This window comes from Nocardioides marmorisolisilvae (assembly GCF_003725775.1).
Classification (GTDB): domain Bacteria; phylum Actinomycetota; class Actinomycetes; order Propionibacteriales; family Nocardioidaceae; genus Marmoricola; species Marmoricola marmorisolisilvae.
The window spans coordinates 708,648-726,828 of record NZ_RJSG01000002.1; the positions used below are offsets into that span (position 1 = coordinate 708,648).

Genomic DNA, 18,181 nt, shown 5'->3' on the forward strand with positions numbered 1-18,181 from the left:
CGTCGCGGGCATGCGCAGGGAGCTCACCGACCAAGCCGAGGCGATGGCTCGGGTTCGGGTGCAAGAGCTGGGGGAGGAGCTGCGCAGCGCCGGTCTGCTGCCACCGGAGAGCGAGGACGACCTCGCACCGATCACCGTGGTGCGCCGACCCGGCCGGCACGCGCGATCACAGGATGCGGGGCCGTTCGTCGGGCGGGTCTCGGAGGGTCTCCGCGAGCGGTTGGCTGATCGGCTGCCGTTCGCAGCGCAGCACCTGACGGTCCTGGTGGCCGTCACAGCGGCGGTACTCGTGGTCGTGGCGTGGATCCGGATCAGCGCGTCCTCGGAGGCGGTCCCGGTGCCGCGTGCGAAGACATCGGCGCCAGCCACGCCTCTGGCGGATTCACCGTCGGCTGCCTCGTCGGGCGCAGGTCCGGTCGTCGTCGACGTGGCCGGGAAGGTCGCACATCCGGGAGTGCTGACCCTGCCCGCAGGATCACGGGTCGTCGATGCGATCCGCAAAGCCGGGGGTGCTCGCGCCGGCGCCGATCTGACGAGCCTCAACCTGGCGCGGGTCTTGGTCGACGGTGAGCAGATCCTCGTGGGCGTCGCCGCGCCGTCGGCGGCATCGTCGCCGGCCGGTACGGCGGGAGGTGGGTCGGCCGGCGCACCGGTCAGCCTGAACCAGGCGACGCTCGAGCAGCTCGAGTCCCTGCCCGGGGTCGGACCGGTGACCGCGCAGAAGATCCTCGACTACCGCAACGCACACGGAGCCTTCGGCTCGATCGACGAGCTGCTCGACGTCGACGGGATCGGCGACAAGACCCTGGCCCAGCTCGCCCCGCACCTGACGCTGTGACCCGTCTGGATCTGCGCGCCCCGCTGCTCGCAGCTGTCGCCTGGGCAGCCGCCGTCTGCGGGCTGGCGTCCACTCCGGGCCTCGGGCTGCTGGCCTTCCCGGTGGGCTTCTGGGTGTGGCGGCGTCGCGCCCTCGGACGGACCTGGGTCACGCCGGCGTGCTGGCTGGTCTGCGCGTGCGCGGTGTTCACCTCGGCGGCGGTCCAACGGGCCGGAGTCGAGGAGAGCGCGATCGGACGGCTGGCCGCTCTGAACGCCTCGGTCCGGGTGGTGGCGGTGCTCGACACCGCCCCGCAGCGGGTCAAGAGCCGGTTCGGTGGCCGGGTGTTCTTCAACGCGACGGTGGTCGAGGTCACCGCGCACGACCACCGCCTCCGGCTCCGCGCTCCGATCCAGGTGTTCGCTCCCGCGGCGTCCGTCCCGCGCGGGGCGAAAGTGCGGCTGTCCGGACCGTTGCGCCCATCGTTCGACCCGGAGCGTGCAGCCGTGCTGACCGCTCGGGGCCCGCCGGAGGTGGTCGCGGGACCAGGTCTCGTCACTCGGGCGTCGAACCGCCTGCGCTCCTCGATTCGCCAGGCCGTCTCTCGGGCCGGTCCCGAACCGTCAGCTCTGGTCCCGGCGCTCGTCGATGGCGACGACACTGCGATGCCGGCGCGCACGGTCGCCGACTTCCAAACCGCCGGTCTGACCCACCTGCTCGCGGTCAGCGGCACCAACCTCACCCTCATGGTCGGTGGCCTGCTGAGCCTGGCGCGGCTGGCCGGGGTCCGAGCACGCGGGCTCGTCGCGGTCGGAGCAGTCGGGGTGATCGGATTCGTGCTGCTCTCCGGTCCGGAGCCGAGCGTCCTGCGAGCCGCAGCCATGGGGACGATCGCCCTGGTCGGACTCGGGACCGTCGGCGAGCGCCGAGGCCTCACCTGGCTGTCGGTGGGGGCGTTCCTGCTTCTGCTGATCGACCCGTGGCTGGCCCGGTCGGTCGGCTTCGCGCTCTCGGTCCTGGCGACCGCCGGGATCCTGCTGCTCGCACCCGGATGGCGGCGACGGCTGAGCACCTGGCTGCCCGGCTGGGCGGCCGAGGCGATCGCCGTTCCCCTCGCCGCACAGCTGGCTTGCACGCCGCTGGTCGCGGCGATCTCCGGACAGGTCAGCCTGGTCGCCGTGGCGGCGAATCTCGCCGCGGGGCCGTTCGTCGGCCCGACGACGGTCCTCGGTCTCGCCGGAGGACTCGTCGGCCTGCTGTCCGGGTCACTCGGTCGCCTCGTCGCAACCCCGGCGACCTGGGGTGCCTCGGCGATCATCGCGGTCGCTCATCGCTCGGCAGACCTTCCGGTCCCTGCCGTGGAGTGGGGAGCCGGACCGTTCGCGCTCCTCGTGCTGACCGGGTTCTGCCTGGGGATCGCGACAGGACTCGGACGCCTGCTCGCCCGCCCGACGACCGCCGGGGTGCTCGCCGGGTTGATGACGGTCGCGGTCCTGGTGGGGCTGCCGACGCCGGGCTGGCCGCCGCGTGACTGGGTGCTGGTGGCCTGCTCGGTCGGCCAGGGCGACGGGTTGGTGCTGGCCACCGGTCCGCACGCGGCCGTGGTGGTCGACACCGGACCTGATCCCCGTCTGATGGACCGCTGCCTGCGACGGCTCGGGGTGCGGAACGTCCCGGTCATCGTGCTCACCCACTTCCACGCCGACCACGTCGACGGACTGAGTGGTGTTCTCCGCAAGCGGTCCGTCGGCGAGATCGTGACCACGTCGCTCGCAGACCCGCCCGGCGGGAGTCGGCTGGTGCACGAGCTCGCCGACGGTGCCGGCGTACCGGTTCGGGTGGCGGTGGCGGGGGAGCAGACCGAGGTTGGTGCGGTCCGTTGGCAGGTGCTCGCGCCGACGCGGACCGACTACCCGGACTCCGAGTCGCCCCCGAACGACGCCAGCGTCGTGCTCCTCGTCGAGACCAGGGGGATCCGGATCCTGATGACGGGCGACCAGGAACGACCGTCGCAGACCGAGCTGCGCCGGCTGTACCCCGACCTGCAGGCCGACGTCCTGAAGGTTGCGCATCACGGATCGAGCAAGCAGGACGAGGACCTGGTCACCAGTCTCGGGGCTCGGCTCGCGGTGATCTCAGTTGGTCTGAACAACGACTACGGGCACCCGGCTCCAGTGACGTTGCGCCTGCTGCGTCAGGCGGGGATGCAGGTGCGACGTACGGACCTGGACGGTGACGTCGCGGTCGTCGTCGACGGCAACGGCGCCCTGTCCACCGTGGTCCGGGGCGTCCGGGAGTGACCCCGTGCACACTCCGGCAGTGGCGGACATCGCATCGGCGGGAGGTGGCGCTCGTCACGAAACGAGGCCACCGGAGCTTTCCGGAGTTCCGGGCACAGCGGACCGCTCCGGTACCGCTAGTCGCCGTTCACACGTGGACCGGCGGCGACTTGGGTGTTTCGCTGGTTTCGTACCCGGCTTCTAGACCTGAGTTCGCTGCGGTTCCAGCAGCGGTGCCGGAGGTATAGACCCGCCACCCGGGAGTCTGTTCCCGGGCGGCGATCGGGGTGCAGGTTGGACCCCGAGTAGAACGCGATCTCTCGGGGAAGCGACGGGGGATACGCCCGAAGCCCGCGAGCCGCATCTGCGGCCCCGGACCGGGCGTACGTCGAGGCCGCGGCGGTCAGCCGTTGGCGAGATGGCGTTCCTCGCGGGACGTCCCAGTTGCGACGGCGGTCGCCAGACCGCCGGCTCTAGGAATCTCTCGGGACCCTTCTGAAAGTTCCTCTTCAGAGAAGGACAGTCCTATGTTCAAGTCCCTTTCCAGGCGGCTCGCCCTGATCCTCGGCGCGCTGTCCCTCATGGTGCCGGTCGCGATCGCCACCAGCCCGTCGGCGTCGGCGTTCCAGCCGTTCTCGGACACTGCCGCAACCTCGAACGCGCTCTCCGTCGCGAGCTGCACGTTCAAGGTCAGCTCGTACAGCACGCTCACGCACAACTTCACGGGCAGGCTCGTCGGCACCATCGCACCGAAGTCGTTCGCGACCGGCCTGGCCTCTGCAACGGTCTACATCGGGTGCGTGGCCTACGGGAACACCAACCCCGAGGCCTACGTGAACGGCTCCCGGCTGCAGAACGGGAGCTCGACGTCGTTCAACAAGGCGGTCACCATGCCGTACGACAGCAGCTTCACGGTCTGTGTCTATGCGCAGACGGTCAGCAGGGGCGGAGTCACCTACACGGCGCCCTTCAACTGCCACTGACGTCGCGGGGCCTCTCGACAGGTAAGGGCTGAGGCCCTCGCACCGATCTGGTGCGGGGGCTTCGGCTCGTGTCGGTCGTCCGTGAGAGGCTGCCGCCATGGCGACGCCCGATCCCTCCCAGGTCCTCGGCCGGGTCACCCTGGTCACCGGTCCGGAGGAGTTCCTCGCCGAGCGCACGGTCCAGGCCGTTCGTGCCGCGGTTCGCAAGGCCGACCCTGAGGCGGAGTTCAGCGAGACCTCCGCCGACCTGCTGACGATGGCCACCTTGGGCGAGCTCGCGGCGCCGTCGTTGTTCTCCTCCACCCGCTGCGTGGTGGTCCGCTCGTTCGAGGACCTGCCCGAGGAGTCCGTCGCCGGACTGCTCGACTACGTCGGCTCACCTGCCGAGGACGTCGCGCTGGTGCTGGTGCACGGTGGCGGTCAGAAGGGCAGCGGTGTTCTCACCAAGCTCCGCAAGGAGGGAGCCGTCACCGAGGTGAAATCGGTGCCGCTGAAGCCCAGCGAGTTCACGGGCTTCGTGGTCAACGAGCTGCGCCAGCTCAAGGTCAAGATCGACGGCGAGGCGGCCGCGTTCCTGGTCCAGGCTGTCGGGCAGGACCTGCGCTCTCTTGCCGCCGCTGCCAGCCAGCTCGCCGGGGACTTCGCCGGCCAGCCGATCACGACCGCGATGGTGAAGACCTACTTCGGTGGGCGTGCGGAGGCCAAGTCCTTCGCCGTTGCCGACCACGCGATCGCCGGCCAAGCCGCCAAGGCGCTCGAGGAGCTCCGGTGGGCGCTCGACCGGGGCACGGCGCCGGTGCTGATCACCAGCGCCGTCGCGGGTGGCCTGCGTAGCCTGGCGCGGTTCAAGTCGGCTCCCCGCGGCATGCGCGACAACGACCTCATGCGCGAGGTCGGGGTCCCCGCCTGGAAGCTGCGAACCCTGCGCGACCAGTCCCGCGGCTGGGACGATTCCGGACTGGCGCGGGCGATCAGGCTCGTCGCCACGGCGGATGCCGAGATCAAGGGCCAGGCCCACGACGCGGCGTACTCGCTGGAGAAGATGGTGCTGGAGATCGTCCGAGCCCGCCCCGCCCGGACGAATTGAGAAAGGCGCCCTTCCGCGAGCGGAGGGCGCCTTCTCGGCAGTCAGGGGTTCGTCAGAGCGACGAGGCCTGCTTCGCGATGGCCGACTTGCGGTTCGCGGCCTGGTTCTTGTGGATGACGCCCTTCGAGGCGGCCTTGTCCAGCTTCTTGCCGGCGTCGGCAGCCAGAGCCTTGGCCTCGTCGGCGTTGCCCGCGGCAGCAGCCTCGCGGAACTTGCGGACAGCGGTCTTCAGCGCCGAGCGGACAGCCTTGTTCCGCTCGTGTGCCGCCTCGTTCTGGCGGTTGCGCTTGATCTGGGACTTGATGTTGGCCACGGAGGCTCACCTGTCTGTTGCTGGTACGGGTTTGAAGAATGTGGGCGTCCGGACGTGCCAGACACGAGGGGAAACGATACCAGCGGGGCGCCGCAGCGCCCAAATCGAGAAGAGCGCCTCAGGAGCGCCCGAATTGCCCCGCTTCGATGACGCGGTTCCCGCTCGAACCGGCCTTGGCCTCCCTGATCATCGCCGCAGCGATGTCGGACGCCTTGTTCGGTCGGTACTTGCCGAGCAGCGGCCCGACCGCGCGCATCGCCACCAGCCCGAGGCTCTCGCCCGGTCGGCTCTGGTCGTCGCGGGCGCCGTCGATCATCGAGGGACGGAAGGCGATCGTGGTCGGCAGCCCGACGGCGGCCACGTCCCGCTCGGTCTCGCCCTTGACCCGGTTGTAGAAGATCCGCGAGCCGGCCGAGGCGCCGAGTGCGGTCACGTGCAGGAACTGCTGCGCCCCGCTCCGCTGCGCCTGGGCGGCCAGTGCGACCACGGCGTCGTGGTCGACGGAGCTGAACGCCTCCTGGCTGCCGGCGACCTTGATGGTGGTGCCCAGGCAGCTGAACACGTCGTCGACGGCCGGCAGCGCGCCGATCTCGGGGAACGGCACCACGAGCTGCTCGAGCTTCGGGTCCGCCTTGTCGGTCGGTCGTCGACCGACCGTGACCACGTGGTCCCAGTGGTCGTCGCGGAGCAGCTGGTCGAGCAGGTGGGAGCCGACCAGTCCGGTGGCTCCGGCAAGCAGGGCGGTGCGGGGCATCAGGACCATCCTCGGCGCCGGGACAACCAGGACCAGGCGACTTCTGCGTACCAGTCGGTGTGGGTGCGCAGGTGCGGGGAGGCGGACGGGCCGGGGCGGTTGCGGGCGAAGAGCATGAACCCGCAGATCGCGGCCAGCCAGGCGTCGATGTGGTCCGGGTCGACGTCCCGGGTCAGGGAGCGCTCGGCCAGGAAGGCGTCGGCGTCCAGGCCGTCGCCGTGCGCGGACAGCAGCAGGTCGACGGTGTCCTCCCAGGCCGGTCCGAGCGCGGGCCAGTTCCAGTCGCAGGCCATCGTGCGGCCGTCGGTGGCCAGCAGGATGTTGTCGTCGCGGAGGTCCGCGTGCACGAAGTGCCGGTTGTCCGGGACCTGGGCCAGGCTGAGTGCCAGCGAGGCGGCCTCGTCGTGGTGCGGCCAGTCCTCCGGTACGCCGGACCAGCCGGTCAGCAGCGGGGGCAGGTCGACGTACAGGGGTTGCAGCGCGAGCTCGGCCGGCACGCTGCTGGTCGAGGCGACGATGGCCTCGGCCAGGTCGAGCGCCCGGTTCAGCTCGGCCGGTCGCCAGGGTCGACGCGGTTGCTTGGACGGCACGTTCTCGAACCCGAGGACCACCCAGCCGTCCTCGTCGCTGATCCAGTCGAGCCGGGGCGCCGGGACCTGGTCGCCGAGGAGCAGCCGCTTGCGGGCTTCCTCGGCGTAGGAGGAGGCGATCTCGGACTGGGCCGCGCGGCTGGCCGCTTTCACGAAGAGGCTGTTGCCGTTCTCGCCGGTGACGATCGAGGCGAAGCCGGGGGTGAATCCGGCGGTCTGGGAGACCGAACCGGCGACGGGCGAGCCAAGGTGCTGCTCGATGAGGCCGCGGACCTCGGGCGGCAGGAACTTCCACTCCAGGCGCAGGGCAGTCCTGCCGTGCGGAACCGTCGGGACGCCGTCGATGCCGACGGGCGCGGAAATCGGTTCCATGTCCGGGATTCAAGCAGACAGACTTGGCGCCATGGGTGAGCTGATCCGTCTCGACACCGCGTACCACGACACGTTCCTGGCGGCGATGGCCGAGTTCGCGGCCGAGGGTCGTACCGGGGAGCCGACGATGGTGGGGGACGACCTCGCCACCTGGACCGGTCGCTGGGAGACGCCCGCGGGTTTCGCCGAATACGTCGGGACGCTCAACGACGACGCGCTCCGGGTCCGCAAGGAAGGCTGGGTGCTCTGCACCAACCTGTGGTGGGTCGAGGACGGCGAGTACGTCGGTCGCCTCGCCATCCGGCACGAGCTGAACGACTGGCTGCTCGAGGTCGGCGGGCACATCGGCTACGACGTCCGCCGCTCGCGCCGCCGCGAAGGCCACGCCACGGCGCTGCTGGCTGCGGCGCTGCCGATCGCGGTCGACCTCGGCATCGAGCGGGCGTTGATCACCTGCGACACCGACAACGTCGGCTCGCGGCGGGTCATCGAGAAGAACGGCGGCGTGCTCGAGGACGAGCGCCAGGGCAAGCTGCGCTACTGGGTCGATCTCACGGAGCGGTGATCCCGGCCGCTTCCTCGAGCTCGACCAGGGCGCCGCGGACCGCATCGGCGAGCTGGTCCAGGTCCGGTGCGACCTCGGGCGTGCTGACGAAGCCGAAGTCGATCGAGTCCAGGTAGCTGAACACGGTGACGTTGAGCGCGACATCGAGGACCAGCGGGCCGATCGGGAGCAGCGACATCAGCGGCGCCGTCGCCATGTAGAGCGGGAACGGCGGCCCCGGCACGTTGGAGACGACCAGGTTGATCGGCGCGAGGTTGTTGGCCAGCCCGCTGGCCGTGTAGGCGCGCGAGGCGATGCTCAGCAGACCCGGCGGGGTGATGTCGGGCAGCTGCATGATCTGGTGCGCGCTGAGGGCCTTCGCCATCTCCTTGGCGCCCTGGGTGCTCTCGAAGATCGCCTTGATCCGCTCCCCGGCGTCCTCGACGTCGGTGGCCATGTTGACCGTCATCGAGCTGACCTGGTTGCCGACGTGGCCGGCCGACTCCTCGGTGCGCGTCGACACCGGGATCTGCGCGACCAGGGGCTTGGTCGGGATGCCCTCGCGGTCGGCGAAGTAGATCCGCAGGGCACCGGAGACGAGCGCGAGCACGACGTCGTTGAGCTTCACGTCGTACGCCGTCTTCAGAGCCTTGACCCGCTCCAGCTCGATCTTCACGCCGGTGATCCGGCGGTGCGGACTGAGGGTGGCGTTGAACCGGGTCGTCGGCGCGGTGAAGAAGGCCGGCGGCTTGTTCTGCTGGTTGCGCACGGCGAGCTGCTGGCGCACGGTCTGGTTCAGGATGCCGACCACCCGGGCCGGGGTCCGGAAGGCGAGGTTCACCCAGCCCTCGGCGAGCCCCTTGATCGGGTTCTGGGTCTTGGAGCCGATCCCGTGCACGACCTCGGTCGAGGCCTCGCGCGGCTCGGGAGTGACGTCGAGCAGGATCTCGCCCAGGCCGGCTCCGGAGACGCCGTCGACGATCGAGTGGTGCATCTTGGTGAGGGTGGCCACGCGCCCCTTCTGGAGACCCTCGATCACCCACAGCTCCCACAGCGGCCGGTTCCGGTCGAGCTTGTAGGACATCAGCCGGCTGATCAGCTCGTCGAGCTCCTTGCGGGTGCCCGGCTGGGGGACACCGATGCGGCGGATGTGGAAGTCGGGGTCGAGGTTCGGGTCCTCGACGAAGTGCGGGCGTTCGAGGCCGAAGGGGGCCTCGACGACCTTCCACCGCAGCTGCGGCATCTGGGGGAGCCGCTCGATGACGATCCGGCGGACCTCCGCGAAGCTGAAGTTCGTGGCGTCGGCGGTCTCGTGGATCGCGACCGCGCCGATGTGCATGTGCCAGGCCGGCGTCTCGCCGTACCAGAACGCCGCGTCCACCCCGCTCATCCGCTTCATGGCCGAAGCGTAGGGGAGCGCGGTTGTTACCCGCGAGAAGTGACGGGAGTCGTTACTCGCCCGATGGTCAATCGACCGGTTCTGCCGTGGAAGAATGGGGGGTCCCTCCGTTCGACCCGAGAGTGTTCCTTGTCCAGCAACGCAGCCGCGCCCCAGCCGGGCAGGACCGACCCCGCGATCATCCGGAACTTCTGCATCATCGCGCACATCGACCACGGCAAGTCGACGCTGGCGGACCGGATGCTCCAGATCACCGGCGTCGTCGACGAGCGGGCTGCGCGGGCGCAGTACCTGGACCGGATGGACATCGAGCGCGAGCGCGGCATCACCATCAAGAGCCAGGCCGTGCGGATGCCCTGGACCGTCGCCGCCGACAACGAGCAGGGCGCCGAGCCCGGCACCTACGTGCTCAACATGATCGACACCCCGGGTCACGTCGACTTCACCTACGAGGTGTCGCGGTCGTTGCAGGCGTGCGAGGCAGCGGTGCTGCTCGTCGACGCCGCCCAGGGCATCGAGGCGCAGACGCTCGCGAACCTCTACCTGGCGATGGGTGCGGACCTGCACATCATCCCGGTGCTCAACAAGATCGACCTGCCGTCGGCGAACGTCGAGAAGTACGCGCTGGAGCTCGCCAACCTGGTCGGGTGCGAGGTCGAGGACGTCCTGCTGACCTCGGCCAAGACCGGGCTGGGAGTCGAGGCGCTGCTCAACGAGATCGTCCGGACGACACCGGCGCCGGTCGGGGACCCGGATGCCCCGCCGCGCGCGCTGATCTTCGACTCCGTCTACGACACCTACCGCGGCGTGGTCACCTACGTGCGCGTGGTCGACGGAAAGCTCTCGCACCGCGACCGGATCAAGATGATGTCGACCGGCGCCGTGCACGAGATGCTCGAGGTCGGGGTGATCAGCCCCGAACCGGTGAAGGCCGGCGACCTGGGGGTCGGCGAGGTCGGCTACCTGATCACCGGGGTGAAGGACGTCCGCCAGTCCCGGGTCGGTGACACCGTCACCAGCCAGCACAACGGGGCCGACGAGCCGCTGGGTGGCTACGAGCACCCGAACCCGATGGTCTACGCAGGCCTGTACCCGATCGACGGCGACGACTACCCGACGCTGCGCGACGCCCTCGAGAAGCTCCAGCTCAACGACGCGGCCCTGGCCTACGAGCCCGAGACCTCCGGCGCGCTCGGATTCGGGTTCCGCTGCGGGTTCCTCGGACTGCTGCACATGGAGATCACCCGGGAGCGGCTCGAGCGCGAGTTCAACCTCGAGCTCATCTCCACCGCGCCGAACGTGGTCTACCACGTCACCCTGGACGACGGATCCCGGATCGAGGTGACCAACCCGAGCGAGTACCCGGACTCCAAGATCCGCGAGGTCCTCGAGCCGGTGGTGACCGCCACGATCCTCTCGCCGGCCGACTACATCGGCACGATCATGGAGCTGTGCCAGACCAAGCGCGGCACGCTGCTCGGGATGGACTACCTCTCCGAGGACCGCGTCGAGATGCGCTACACCCTGCCGATGGGCGAGATCGCCTTCGACTTCTTCGACAACCTGAAGTCCAAGACGAAGGGCTATGCCTCGCTCAACTACGAGTTCGCCGGCGAGCAGGCGGGTGACCTGGTCAAGGTCGACATCCTGCTGCAGGGCGAGCCCGTCGACGCGTTCAGCGCGATCGTGCACAAGGACGCTGCGTACTCCTACGGCGTGATGCTCGCCGGCAAGCTGCGCGAGCTGATCCCCAGGCAGCAGTTCGAGGTGCCGATCCAGGCGGCGATCGGCTCCCGGGTGATCGCCCGCGAGACCATCCGCGCGATCCGCAAGGACGTGCTCGCCAAGTGTTACGGCGGTGACATCACCCGCAAGCGCAAGCTGCTGGAGAAGCAGAAGGAGGGCAAGAAGCGGATGAAGATGGTCGGCCGCGTCGAGGTCCCCCAGGAGGCCTTCATCGCCGCGCTGTCCACCACCGGCGGCGGCGAGAAGAAGAAGTAGTCGTGCTGGTCCGGCAGGTCGCCGAGGACGAGTGGCCGGTCGTCGCCTGGCTCTACCAGGCGTTCCGGCACGACCTCTCGCCGGTCGTGCTCGGGTTCCCGTACGCCGACGGCCGCTACCGGCACAGTCAGCTCGACGACTACCCGGGACCGGGCAAGGTCGGCTACGTCGCGTGGGAGCCGCACCCGAACACCGGTGAGCAGTCCCCGGTCGCGTTCGCGCTGGTGGACGGTCTGGACGAGGAGGAGCGCGAGCTCGCGGCCTTCTTCGTCGTACCGGCCACACGGCGCTTCGGCACCGGCAGCGAGCTCGCGGCCGACGTGATCGCTCGGCATCCGGGTCGTTGGCGGGTCGCCTTCCAGCACGAGAACGTCGCGGCCGGGAAGTTCTGGCGCTCCGTCGCGGAGGCCTGCTTCGGGACCTGGACCGAGGAGCGGGTCAGGGTGCCCGGCAGGGCGGACGCTCCCGACGACCACGTGATCCGGTCGTCCCCGGGTCCGTCGTGACCGAAACCGGGCACGTGCTCGAGGAGTGGGAGCTGACCCCGGACGGCGCGTCGTACGCAGGTCACGCGCAGCCGGTCCGCACCCGCGAAGGTCGTCCGGCCGTGCTCAAGGTGGGCGAGCCGGACACCATCGAGCACCTGGCACTGACCCGCTGGGACGGGGACGGCGCCGTGCGGCTGCTCCGCGCCGACCCCCACCGCGGAGCGCTGCTGCTGGAGCGCGCGACCGGCCCGGACCTGTCGGAGGCGTGGGACATCGAGGCCTGCGAGCGCATCGGGGAGCTGTACGCCCGGCTGCACCGCCCGATCGGTGCACCGTTCCCGCGTCTCTCGACCTGGGCTTCGGCTCTCGTGGAGACGCTGGCGACGGTGCCGCGGGGCGGACCGGTGCCGCACCGTCTCGTCGAGCAGGCGGTCTCCGTGGCTCGGACCTTCGCGACCGACGAAGCGACCGACGGTGTGCTCGTGCACGGCGACCTGCACTACGGGCACGTGGTGGAGAGCGAGCGCGGTCTTCTTGCGATCGCGCCCGTGCCGTTCTCCGGCACACCGCTGTTCGAGGTGGCCCCGCTGCTGTGGACACGGTTCGACGAGCTGGCCGGGGACGTGCGCAACGGACTGAGACGCCGGTTCCACGCTGCGATCGACGCCGCCGGGTTCGACGAGGAGCAGGCCCGCGACTGGGTGGTCGTGCGAGCCGTCGAGCGTGCGTCTCGCGCCGTCGACCCCGAGGACCTGACCCGGTGCATCGCCGTGGTCAAGGCTGTTCAGGACTGACCCGGGGGTCGCGTTGCGCGCGGAACCGGGGCTCGGAGATCATCGCGCATGACCACCACACCTGACTCGCCGCAGCCGGGCTGGTACCCGGACCCGCAGGTGCCTGGCCGGATCCGCTTCTGGAACGGGGCCGCGTGGACCGAGGAGCACGCTCCGGTTCCGGGGCCTGACCAGCCGGTCGGCTACCGGTTCGCGCTGCTCGGGCAGGGGGTCCGCGCCGGGCTCCTGCTCTCGGTGCTGATCGCGATCGGCGAGGTCGGCCTGTACGCCTGGGGCCTCTCGATGTTCGACGAGGCCGTCGCGACCGGTGACATCGACCGCCTGTCCCGGTTCGACGACCTGCACTCGGTACTGCGGGTCAGCGGGAGCATCGTGTTCGTCGTCACCGGCATCCTCTGGGTGATCTGGCAGTACCAGCTGGCGCGGTCCGCGGCGCCCGGCGAGCTCGACCGCACTGCTGGCTGGCACCTGGGCTCCTGGTTCATCCCGTTCGCGAACCTGGTGATGCCCTTCCAGAACCTGCGCGACCTGTGGCGCAAGTTCGTGACTCCCGCCTCGACCGCGATCATCGGCTGGTGGTGGGCCGCGACGCTGGCGACGAACGTGTTCCTGCGCGTCGCCAGCTCGGGTGACGACCCCGGCCTGGATGCGCTGAAGGCCGAGGTCAGCTGGTGGCTGGCCAGCTCGGTGATCGGGATCGCGGCCGCGGTCCTGGCTCTGGTGATCATCAACCGGCTCACCGTCGCCGGACTCGCCAAGTCGGCAGCGGGTGGTCGTCCGGGTCCGTCGTGAGGACCGCGCTCGCCGCGGTCGCCCTCGTGTTGGTCGCGGGCTGCTCGACCGGAGAGGACGCCGCCGCGAAGAACACTCCGAACGGCGGGCGGCCCCCGACACCCACGGCCACGCAGACCGCGGAACCGTCCCCGACTGTCTCTGCCGCATCAGCTCGCCGCCTCGGGCTGCGGGCGGTCGCCGCGCTCAAGAGGGACCAGCCGCGCGTCGCGCTCCGACTGATCGCCGCCGGTGCCGACGTGAACGTCCAGGACGGGATCAAGGACTCCGTGTTCCTGTACGCCGGAGCCGAGGGCTACGCCGCGGTCGTCGAGGCCGCGTTGGCGCACGGGGCCGACGTCCGCTCCACCAACCGGTACGGCGGCACCGCGCTGATCCCTGCCTCCGAGCACGCCCACGTCGAGGTCATCCGGATCCTGATCCGGGCCGGCGTCCCGATCGACCACGTCAACGACCTCGGATGGACTGCGCTGGGCGAGGCCGTCGGGCTCGGCAATGGCGACGCCCGGCACCAGGAGGCGGTCCGGCTGCTGCTCGCCGCCGGCGCCGACCCGAGCGTGCGGGACCGCTTCGGCCGCAGTGTGCTCGAGAACGCCGAGCGGCTGGGCCAGACCGCGGTCGCCCGGCTGGTGCGGGCGGCGCTAGCGCGTCAGTGAGTCGCGCCGGCCGGTCAGGTGCGCCTGCTCGGCCTCGTTCTCGGCCAGGCCCAGTGCCGCGTCGTACGCCGCCCGGGCCTCGTCCGTGCGATCCAGCCGGCGCAGCAGTTCGGCGCGGGTGACGTGGAACGGGTGGTACCCGGTCAGCTCGAGCCGGTCCACGATCGCGAGGGCGACCTCCGGTCCGTCCAGCTCGGCGACCGCCACGGCGCGGTTGAGCTCGACGATCGGGGAGGGCGTCAGGATCACCAGCTGGTCGTAGAGCTTCACGATCTGCGACCAGTCGGTCATCGAGGCGTCGAGCGCATCGGTGTGCACGGCGTTGATCGCGGCCTGGATCTGGAACGGCCCGGGACGGTTCGCCGTCAGGCAGCGACGTACCAGCGTGTGGCCCTCGTCGATCAGGGCGGAGTCCCACTGCGCCCGGTCCTGCTTCTCCAGGGTGACCAGCACGCCGTCGGACACCCGCGCCGGGCGCCGTGCCTCGGTGAGCAGCATCAGCGCGAGCAGGCCGTCGACCTCGGGGTTCTCGATCAGCGTGGTCAGCTGCCGGGTCAGCCGGATGGCCTCCTCGGCCAGGTCCACCCGCATCGCCGGACCCGAGGACAGGTAGCCCTCGTTGAAGATCAGGTAGAGGACCGAGAGCACGCCGCCGAGGCGTTCGACCAGGTCCTCCTCGGCCGGGACCCGGTAGGGGATGTTCGCCGCTTTGATCTTCTGCTTCGAGCGGGTGATCCGCTGACCCATGGTGGTCTCGGGGACCAGGAAGGCCGCGGCGATCTCGCCGACCGTCAGGCCTCCGAGCAGCCGCAGCGTCAGCGCGATCCGGTTCTCCGGTGCCAGGGCCGGGTGGCAGCAGGTGAAGATCAGCCGCAGCCGGTCGTCCTCGACCGGTCCGGTCGGCTCGTGAGGGGTGTCGTCCTCGATCATCAACGCCTCCTGGTGCTTGGCGTCGCGCTTGCCCTCGCGGCGGATCCGGTCGATCGCCTTGTTCCCGGCGGTGGTGGTGAGCCACGCGCCCGGGTTCGGCGGGATGCCGTCGACCGGCCACTTCTCCAGCGCGGTGATCAGCGCCTCGGCGACGGCGTCCTCAGCGAGGTCGATGTCTCCGAGGCGCCGGATCAGCTGCGCCACGACCCGGCCGTGCTCGGCACGGACGATCTGGGTGATCTCGTCGTCGAAGGTCACGCGAACGCTCAGGCGAGGCCCTGGAACGGACGGACCTCGACGGAGCCCTTGCAGGCGAAGGAACCGCGTGCCGCGATCGCGAGCGCTTCGTCCAGGTCGGCCGCCTCGATCACCCAGAAGCCACCGAGCTGCTCCTTGGTCTCGGCGTACGGGCCGTCGGTGATGACATTCGCGCCCTGGCGGTTGTCGACGACCGTCGCGCTGGCCGGCGGCTCCAGGCCCCCTGCGAAGACCCAGTGCCCGGAGGCCTTGAGCTCCTCGTTGAACTTCCCGGTGTCCTCGTAGGACTGCTGGACCTCGGCCTCGGTCATGCCCTCGGGGACCCACTCGTCGGTGACGCCCAGGTCGTGGTGGACGGAAAGCAGGTAGGTGGTCATGGGGTTCTCCTCGGTTCCGCGGCCCAGAGTTGTTCTGGGCCCCATCTTGTCGTGTCACCCCATCCACGAACACGGCTCGGGCGATACGACAGCGCCCGGGAAACAAATTTCGGGGGATTCCGGTTGCTCCAGCGTGCAGGATCAGGGCATGGCGTCGGTGGTGTCGGTCAACGTGGGGCTGCCCAAGGCCGTGCCGTACGAAACCACCTCGCTGCCGACCACCGGGATCGAGAAGCGTCCGGTGGCGGGACCGGTGCGGATCACCTTCACCGGTGTCGAGGGCAACGCGGTCGCCGACACCGTGAACCACGGCGACGAGTACATGCGCGTCTACGCCTACTCGGTCGAGGACTACGCCTGGTGGCAGGCACAGCTCGGTCGCGCGCTCGAGCCGGGACACTTCGCCGAGCAGCTGACCACGTCCGGGATCGACCTCAACAACGCACTGGTGGGGGAGACCTGGCGGGTCGGCACGGCCCTGTTGCAGATCGCCCACGTGCGGATCCCGTGCCTGACCTTCAAGGGCTGGATGGGGCACTCCGGGTACGACGCGCAGGCCTGGGTCAAGCGGTTCGTGCTGGCAGGTCGACCGGGTCCCTACTTCCGCGTGCTCGAGGAGGGCGTCGTCGAGGCCGGGGACGCGATCGAGGTGGTCGAGCGGCCCGCGCACGACGTGACGGTGGCCGAGCTCTTCGCCGCGGTGACGATCCGTCCGGACCTGCTGCCGCGGACCCTCGCCGTACCGGACCTGAAGCCGTGGGTCCACGAGCGCGCCCGCAGCGTGGGATGGTCCTGAATCCGGGGTGAATGGCGGTTAACTAGTCGCGCTCACCGGGCGTGATCTAGGTTACCTACATCCGTCGAGGACCCCCGACAGAGAAGCGAGAAGTCCCATGTCACCCGTCTCCCGCGACACCTCCTTCATCGAGAAGCGCTCGCCGAATCTCGCGGTACAGTTCCGGGACCGGGTCGCGAAGAGCCCGAACGCCGAGGCCTTCCGGGTTCCGGCTGCCGATGGCCAGCCGTGGACCTCCATCAGCTGGAAGCAGGCCGGGGAGCGCGTCGAGAAGCTCGCGGCCGGGTTGCTGTCGCTGGGCATCGAGTCCGAGCAGCGCGTCGGCATCGCAGCCGGCACGCGCCTGGAGTGGATCGAGGCCGACCTCGCGGTGCTCGCGGCCGGCGCTGCCACCACCACGGTCTACCCGTCGACGATGGCGGTCGACGTGGCCTACATCCTGGCCGACTCCGGCTCGCGGGTGGTGTTCGCCGAGAACGACGAGCAGGTCCAGAAGCTGCGTGACCACAAGGCCGACCTGCCGGACCTCTTCAAGGTCGTCCTCTTCGACCCTTCGACAAGCTCAGGACAAGCGGCGGATCAAGGTGACTGGGTGATCACCCTCGACGAGCTGGCCGCACTCGGGGAGAAGTTCCTCGCCGACAACCCGGACGCTGTCGACAAGGCCGTCTCGGGCATCAAGCCCGAGCAGCTGGCCACCCTCATCTACACCTCGGGAACCACCGGCAAGCCCAAGGGCGTGCGGCTGACCCACTCCTCGTGGACCTACGAGGGCGCGGTCGTGCAGAGCCAGGGCATCCTCGACGAGACCGACCTGCAGTTCCTCTGGCTGCCGATGGCGCACTCGTTCGGCAAGGTGCTGCTCTCCGCCCAGCTGGCCTGTGGCTTCGCCACCGCGATCGACGGCCGGGTCGACCGGATCATCGACAACGTCGGCATCGTGAAGCCGACCTTCATGGGCGCTGCGCCGCGCATCTTCGAGAAGGCCTACGCGCGGATCATCACCATGCAGGAGGCCGAGGGTGGCCTGAAGGAGAAGATCTTCAACCAGGCGTTCAAGGTCGGCCGACAGGTCGACGCGCTGAAGTTCGCCGGCAAGTCGGTGCCGCTGCCGTTGCAGCTCCAGCACGCGCTGTTCGACAAGCTCGTCTTCGCCAAGATCCGCGACCGCTTCGGTGGCCGGGTGCGCTTCTTCCTCTCCGGCTCGGCTGCGCTCAACCGCGACATCGCCGAGTGGTTCCACGCTGCCGGCCTGCTGATCCTCGAGGGCTACGGCCTGACCGAGACCTCCGCGGGCGCGTTCGTGAACCACCCCGACGACTACAAGATCGGCACCGTCGGCCAGGTCTTCCCGGGCGGCGAGGTCCGCCTGGGTGAGGGCGACGAGATCCAGATCAAGGGCCCGAACATCATGGACGGGTACCACAACCTGCCCGACGAGACCGCGAGCACGCTGACCGAGGACGGCTGGCTGCGCACGGGAGACAAGGGTTCGCTGGACGCCGAGGGCTTCCTCACGATCACCGGCCGCATCAAGGAGCTGTTCAAGACCTCCGGCGGCAAGTACGTCGCGCCGCCGGCCATCGAGGCCAAGATGAAGGCGCTCTGCCCCTACGTCAGCCAGTTCATGGTCTTCGGCAACGAGCGGAACTACTGCATCGCGCTGGTCACCCTCGACCCCGACAGCATGGCCGGGTGGGCGAAGGAGAACGGCAAGGGCGGTCAGGACTACGCCACGCTCGTCGGTTCGCCCGAGATCAAGGCGATGATGGAGGGCTACGTCGAGCAGCTCAACGGTCAGCTGAACCGGTGGGAGACCGTCAAGAAGTTCGAGATCCTCGACCACGACCTGACGATCGAGTCCGGTGAGCTGACGCCGTCGCTGAAGGTGAAGCGCAACGTCGTCGAGGAGAACAACAAGGCGCTCATCGACGGGCTCTACTCCTAGGCA

General features: G+C 69.8%; 18 protein-coding genes. 12 read left to right on the forward strand and 6 right to left on the reverse strand.

Annotated features, from left to right (window positions below; genetic code table 11):
• The first annotated feature begins 10 nt into the window (after positions 1–10).
• The 4 genes from EFL95_RS07245 to holA all read left to right on the forward strand — a co-directional run bounded on the left by EFL95_RS07245 (position 11) and on the right by holA (position 5,166).
• On the forward strand, positions 11–838 hold the full coding sequence (locus EFL95_RS07245) for a helix-hairpin-helix domain-containing protein (protein WP_221176346.1): 828 nt from the start codon (positions 11–13) through the stop codon (positions 836–838).
• Positions 835–3,117, forward strand: coding sequence for a ComEC/Rec2 family competence protein (locus EFL95_RS07250; RefSeq protein WP_123233353.1), 2,283 nt, complete (start codon positions 835–837; stop codon positions 3,115–3,117). Before EFL95_RS07245 ends, EFL95_RS07250 begins: the two co-directional genes overlap by 4 nt.
• A gap of 506 nt (positions 3,118–3,623) precedes the next feature.
• Complete coding sequence (locus EFL95_RS07255) at positions 3,624–4,079, forward strand: hypothetical protein (RefSeq protein WP_123233354.1); 456 nt, start codon at positions 3,624–3,626, stop codon at positions 4,077–4,079.
• 97 nt (positions 4,080–4,176) lie between these two features.
• Positions 4,177–5,166 (forward strand): DNA polymerase III subunit delta, encoded by a 990-nt coding sequence (gene holA, locus EFL95_RS07260; protein WP_123233355.1) that lies wholly within the window; start codon positions 4,177–4,179, stop codon positions 5,164–5,166.
• Between the two features lie 52 nt (positions 5,167–5,218).
• Here holA and rpsT read toward each other — a convergent pair whose 3' ends face one another.
• From rpsT to EFL95_RS07275, 3 genes are all read right to left on the reverse strand, one after another.
• Positions 5,219–5,479 (reverse strand): 30S ribosomal protein S20, encoded by a 261-nt coding sequence (gene rpsT, locus EFL95_RS07265; RefSeq protein ID WP_123233356.1) that lies wholly within the window; start codon positions 5,477–5,479, stop codon positions 5,219–5,221.
• A gap of 118 nt (positions 5,480–5,597) precedes the next feature.
• The gene (locus tag EFL95_RS07270; protein WP_221176347.1) at positions 5,598–6,233 is read right to left on the reverse strand and encodes an NAD(P)H-binding protein; all 636 of its coding nucleotides are present in this window, start codon (positions 6,231–6,233) and stop codon (positions 5,598–5,600) included.
• Complete coding sequence (locus EFL95_RS07275) at positions 6,233–7,195, reverse strand: phosphotransferase (protein ID WP_123233358.1); 963 nt, start codon at positions 7,193–7,195, stop codon at positions 6,233–6,235. Before EFL95_RS07275 ends, EFL95_RS07270 begins: the two co-directional genes overlap by 1 nt.
• Positions 7,196–7,226: 31 nt before the next feature.
• Between EFL95_RS07275 and EFL95_RS07280 the strand changes: the two genes are divergently transcribed.
• Complete coding sequence (locus EFL95_RS07280) at positions 7,227–7,760, forward strand: GNAT family N-acetyltransferase (RefSeq protein ID WP_123233359.1); 534 nt, start codon at positions 7,227–7,229, stop codon at positions 7,758–7,760.
• On the opposite strand, the gene EFL95_RS07285 is transcribed toward EFL95_RS07280, so the two are convergent.
• Positions 7,747–9,138: a WS/DGAT/MGAT family O-acyltransferase gene (locus EFL95_RS07285; protein ID WP_123233360.1), complete on the reverse strand. Its 1,392-nt coding sequence runs from the start codon at positions 9,136–9,138 to the stop codon at positions 7,747–7,749. The genes EFL95_RS07280 and EFL95_RS07285 overlap by 14 nt on opposite strands.
• A 129-nt stretch (positions 9,139–9,267) precedes the next feature.
• Between EFL95_RS07285 and lepA the strand changes: the two genes are divergently transcribed.
• From lepA to EFL95_RS07305, 5 genes are read left to right on the forward strand one after another with little or no spacing between them, the layout of a single operon-like run.
• Entirely contained in the window at positions 9,268–11,139 is a 1,872-nt protein-coding gene (gene lepA / locus EFL95_RS07290; RefSeq protein ID WP_246004842.1) for a translation elongation factor 4, read from the forward strand.
• Between the two features lie 2 nt (positions 11,140–11,141).
• Entirely contained in the window at positions 11,142–11,645 is a 504-nt protein-coding gene (locus EFL95_RS19455) for a GNAT family N-acetyltransferase (RefSeq protein ID WP_183407076.1), read from the forward strand.
• Positions 11,642–12,421, forward strand: coding sequence for an aminoglycoside phosphotransferase family protein (locus EFL95_RS07295; protein ID WP_183407077.1), 780 nt, complete (start codon positions 11,642–11,644; stop codon positions 12,419–12,421). Before EFL95_RS19455 ends, EFL95_RS07295 begins: the two co-directional genes overlap by 4 nt.
• A gap of 48 nt (positions 12,422–12,469) precedes the next feature.
• Positions 12,470–13,213: a DUF4328 domain-containing protein gene (locus EFL95_RS07300; RefSeq protein WP_123233363.1), complete on the forward strand. Its 744-nt coding sequence runs from the start codon at positions 12,470–12,472 to the stop codon at positions 13,211–13,213.
• Positions 13,210–13,869: an ankyrin repeat domain-containing protein gene (locus EFL95_RS07305; RefSeq protein WP_123233364.1), complete on the forward strand. Its 660-nt coding sequence runs from the start codon at positions 13,210–13,212 to the stop codon at positions 13,867–13,869. Before EFL95_RS07300 ends, EFL95_RS07305 begins: the two co-directional genes overlap by 4 nt.
• Here the strand turns inward: EFL95_RS07305 and EFL95_RS07310 are convergent.
• A complete protein-coding gene (locus EFL95_RS07310; protein WP_123233365.1) occupies positions 13,855–15,057 on the reverse strand; it encodes an RNA polymerase sigma factor in 1,203 nt (400 codons plus the stop codon). The two genes, EFL95_RS07305 and EFL95_RS07310, sit on opposite strands and share 15 nt — an antisense overlap.
• Positions 15,058–15,065: 8 nt before the next feature.
• Entirely contained in the window at positions 15,066–15,434 is a 369-nt protein-coding gene (locus EFL95_RS07315; protein WP_123233366.1) for a YciI family protein, read from the reverse strand.
• 148 nt (positions 15,435–15,582) lie between these two features.
• Between EFL95_RS07315 and EFL95_RS07320 the strand changes: the two genes are divergently transcribed.
• Positions 15,583–16,230 (forward strand): MOSC domain-containing protein, encoded by a 648-nt coding sequence (locus EFL95_RS07320; RefSeq protein ID WP_123233367.1) that lies wholly within the window; start codon positions 15,583–15,585, stop codon positions 16,228–16,230.
• Positions 16,231–16,327: 97 nt separating this feature from the next.
• A complete protein-coding gene (locus EFL95_RS07325; protein WP_123233368.1) occupies positions 16,328–18,178 on the forward strand; it encodes an AMP-dependent synthetase/ligase in 1,851 nt (616 codons plus the stop codon).
• Positions 18,179–18,181: the final 3 nt, after the last annotated feature.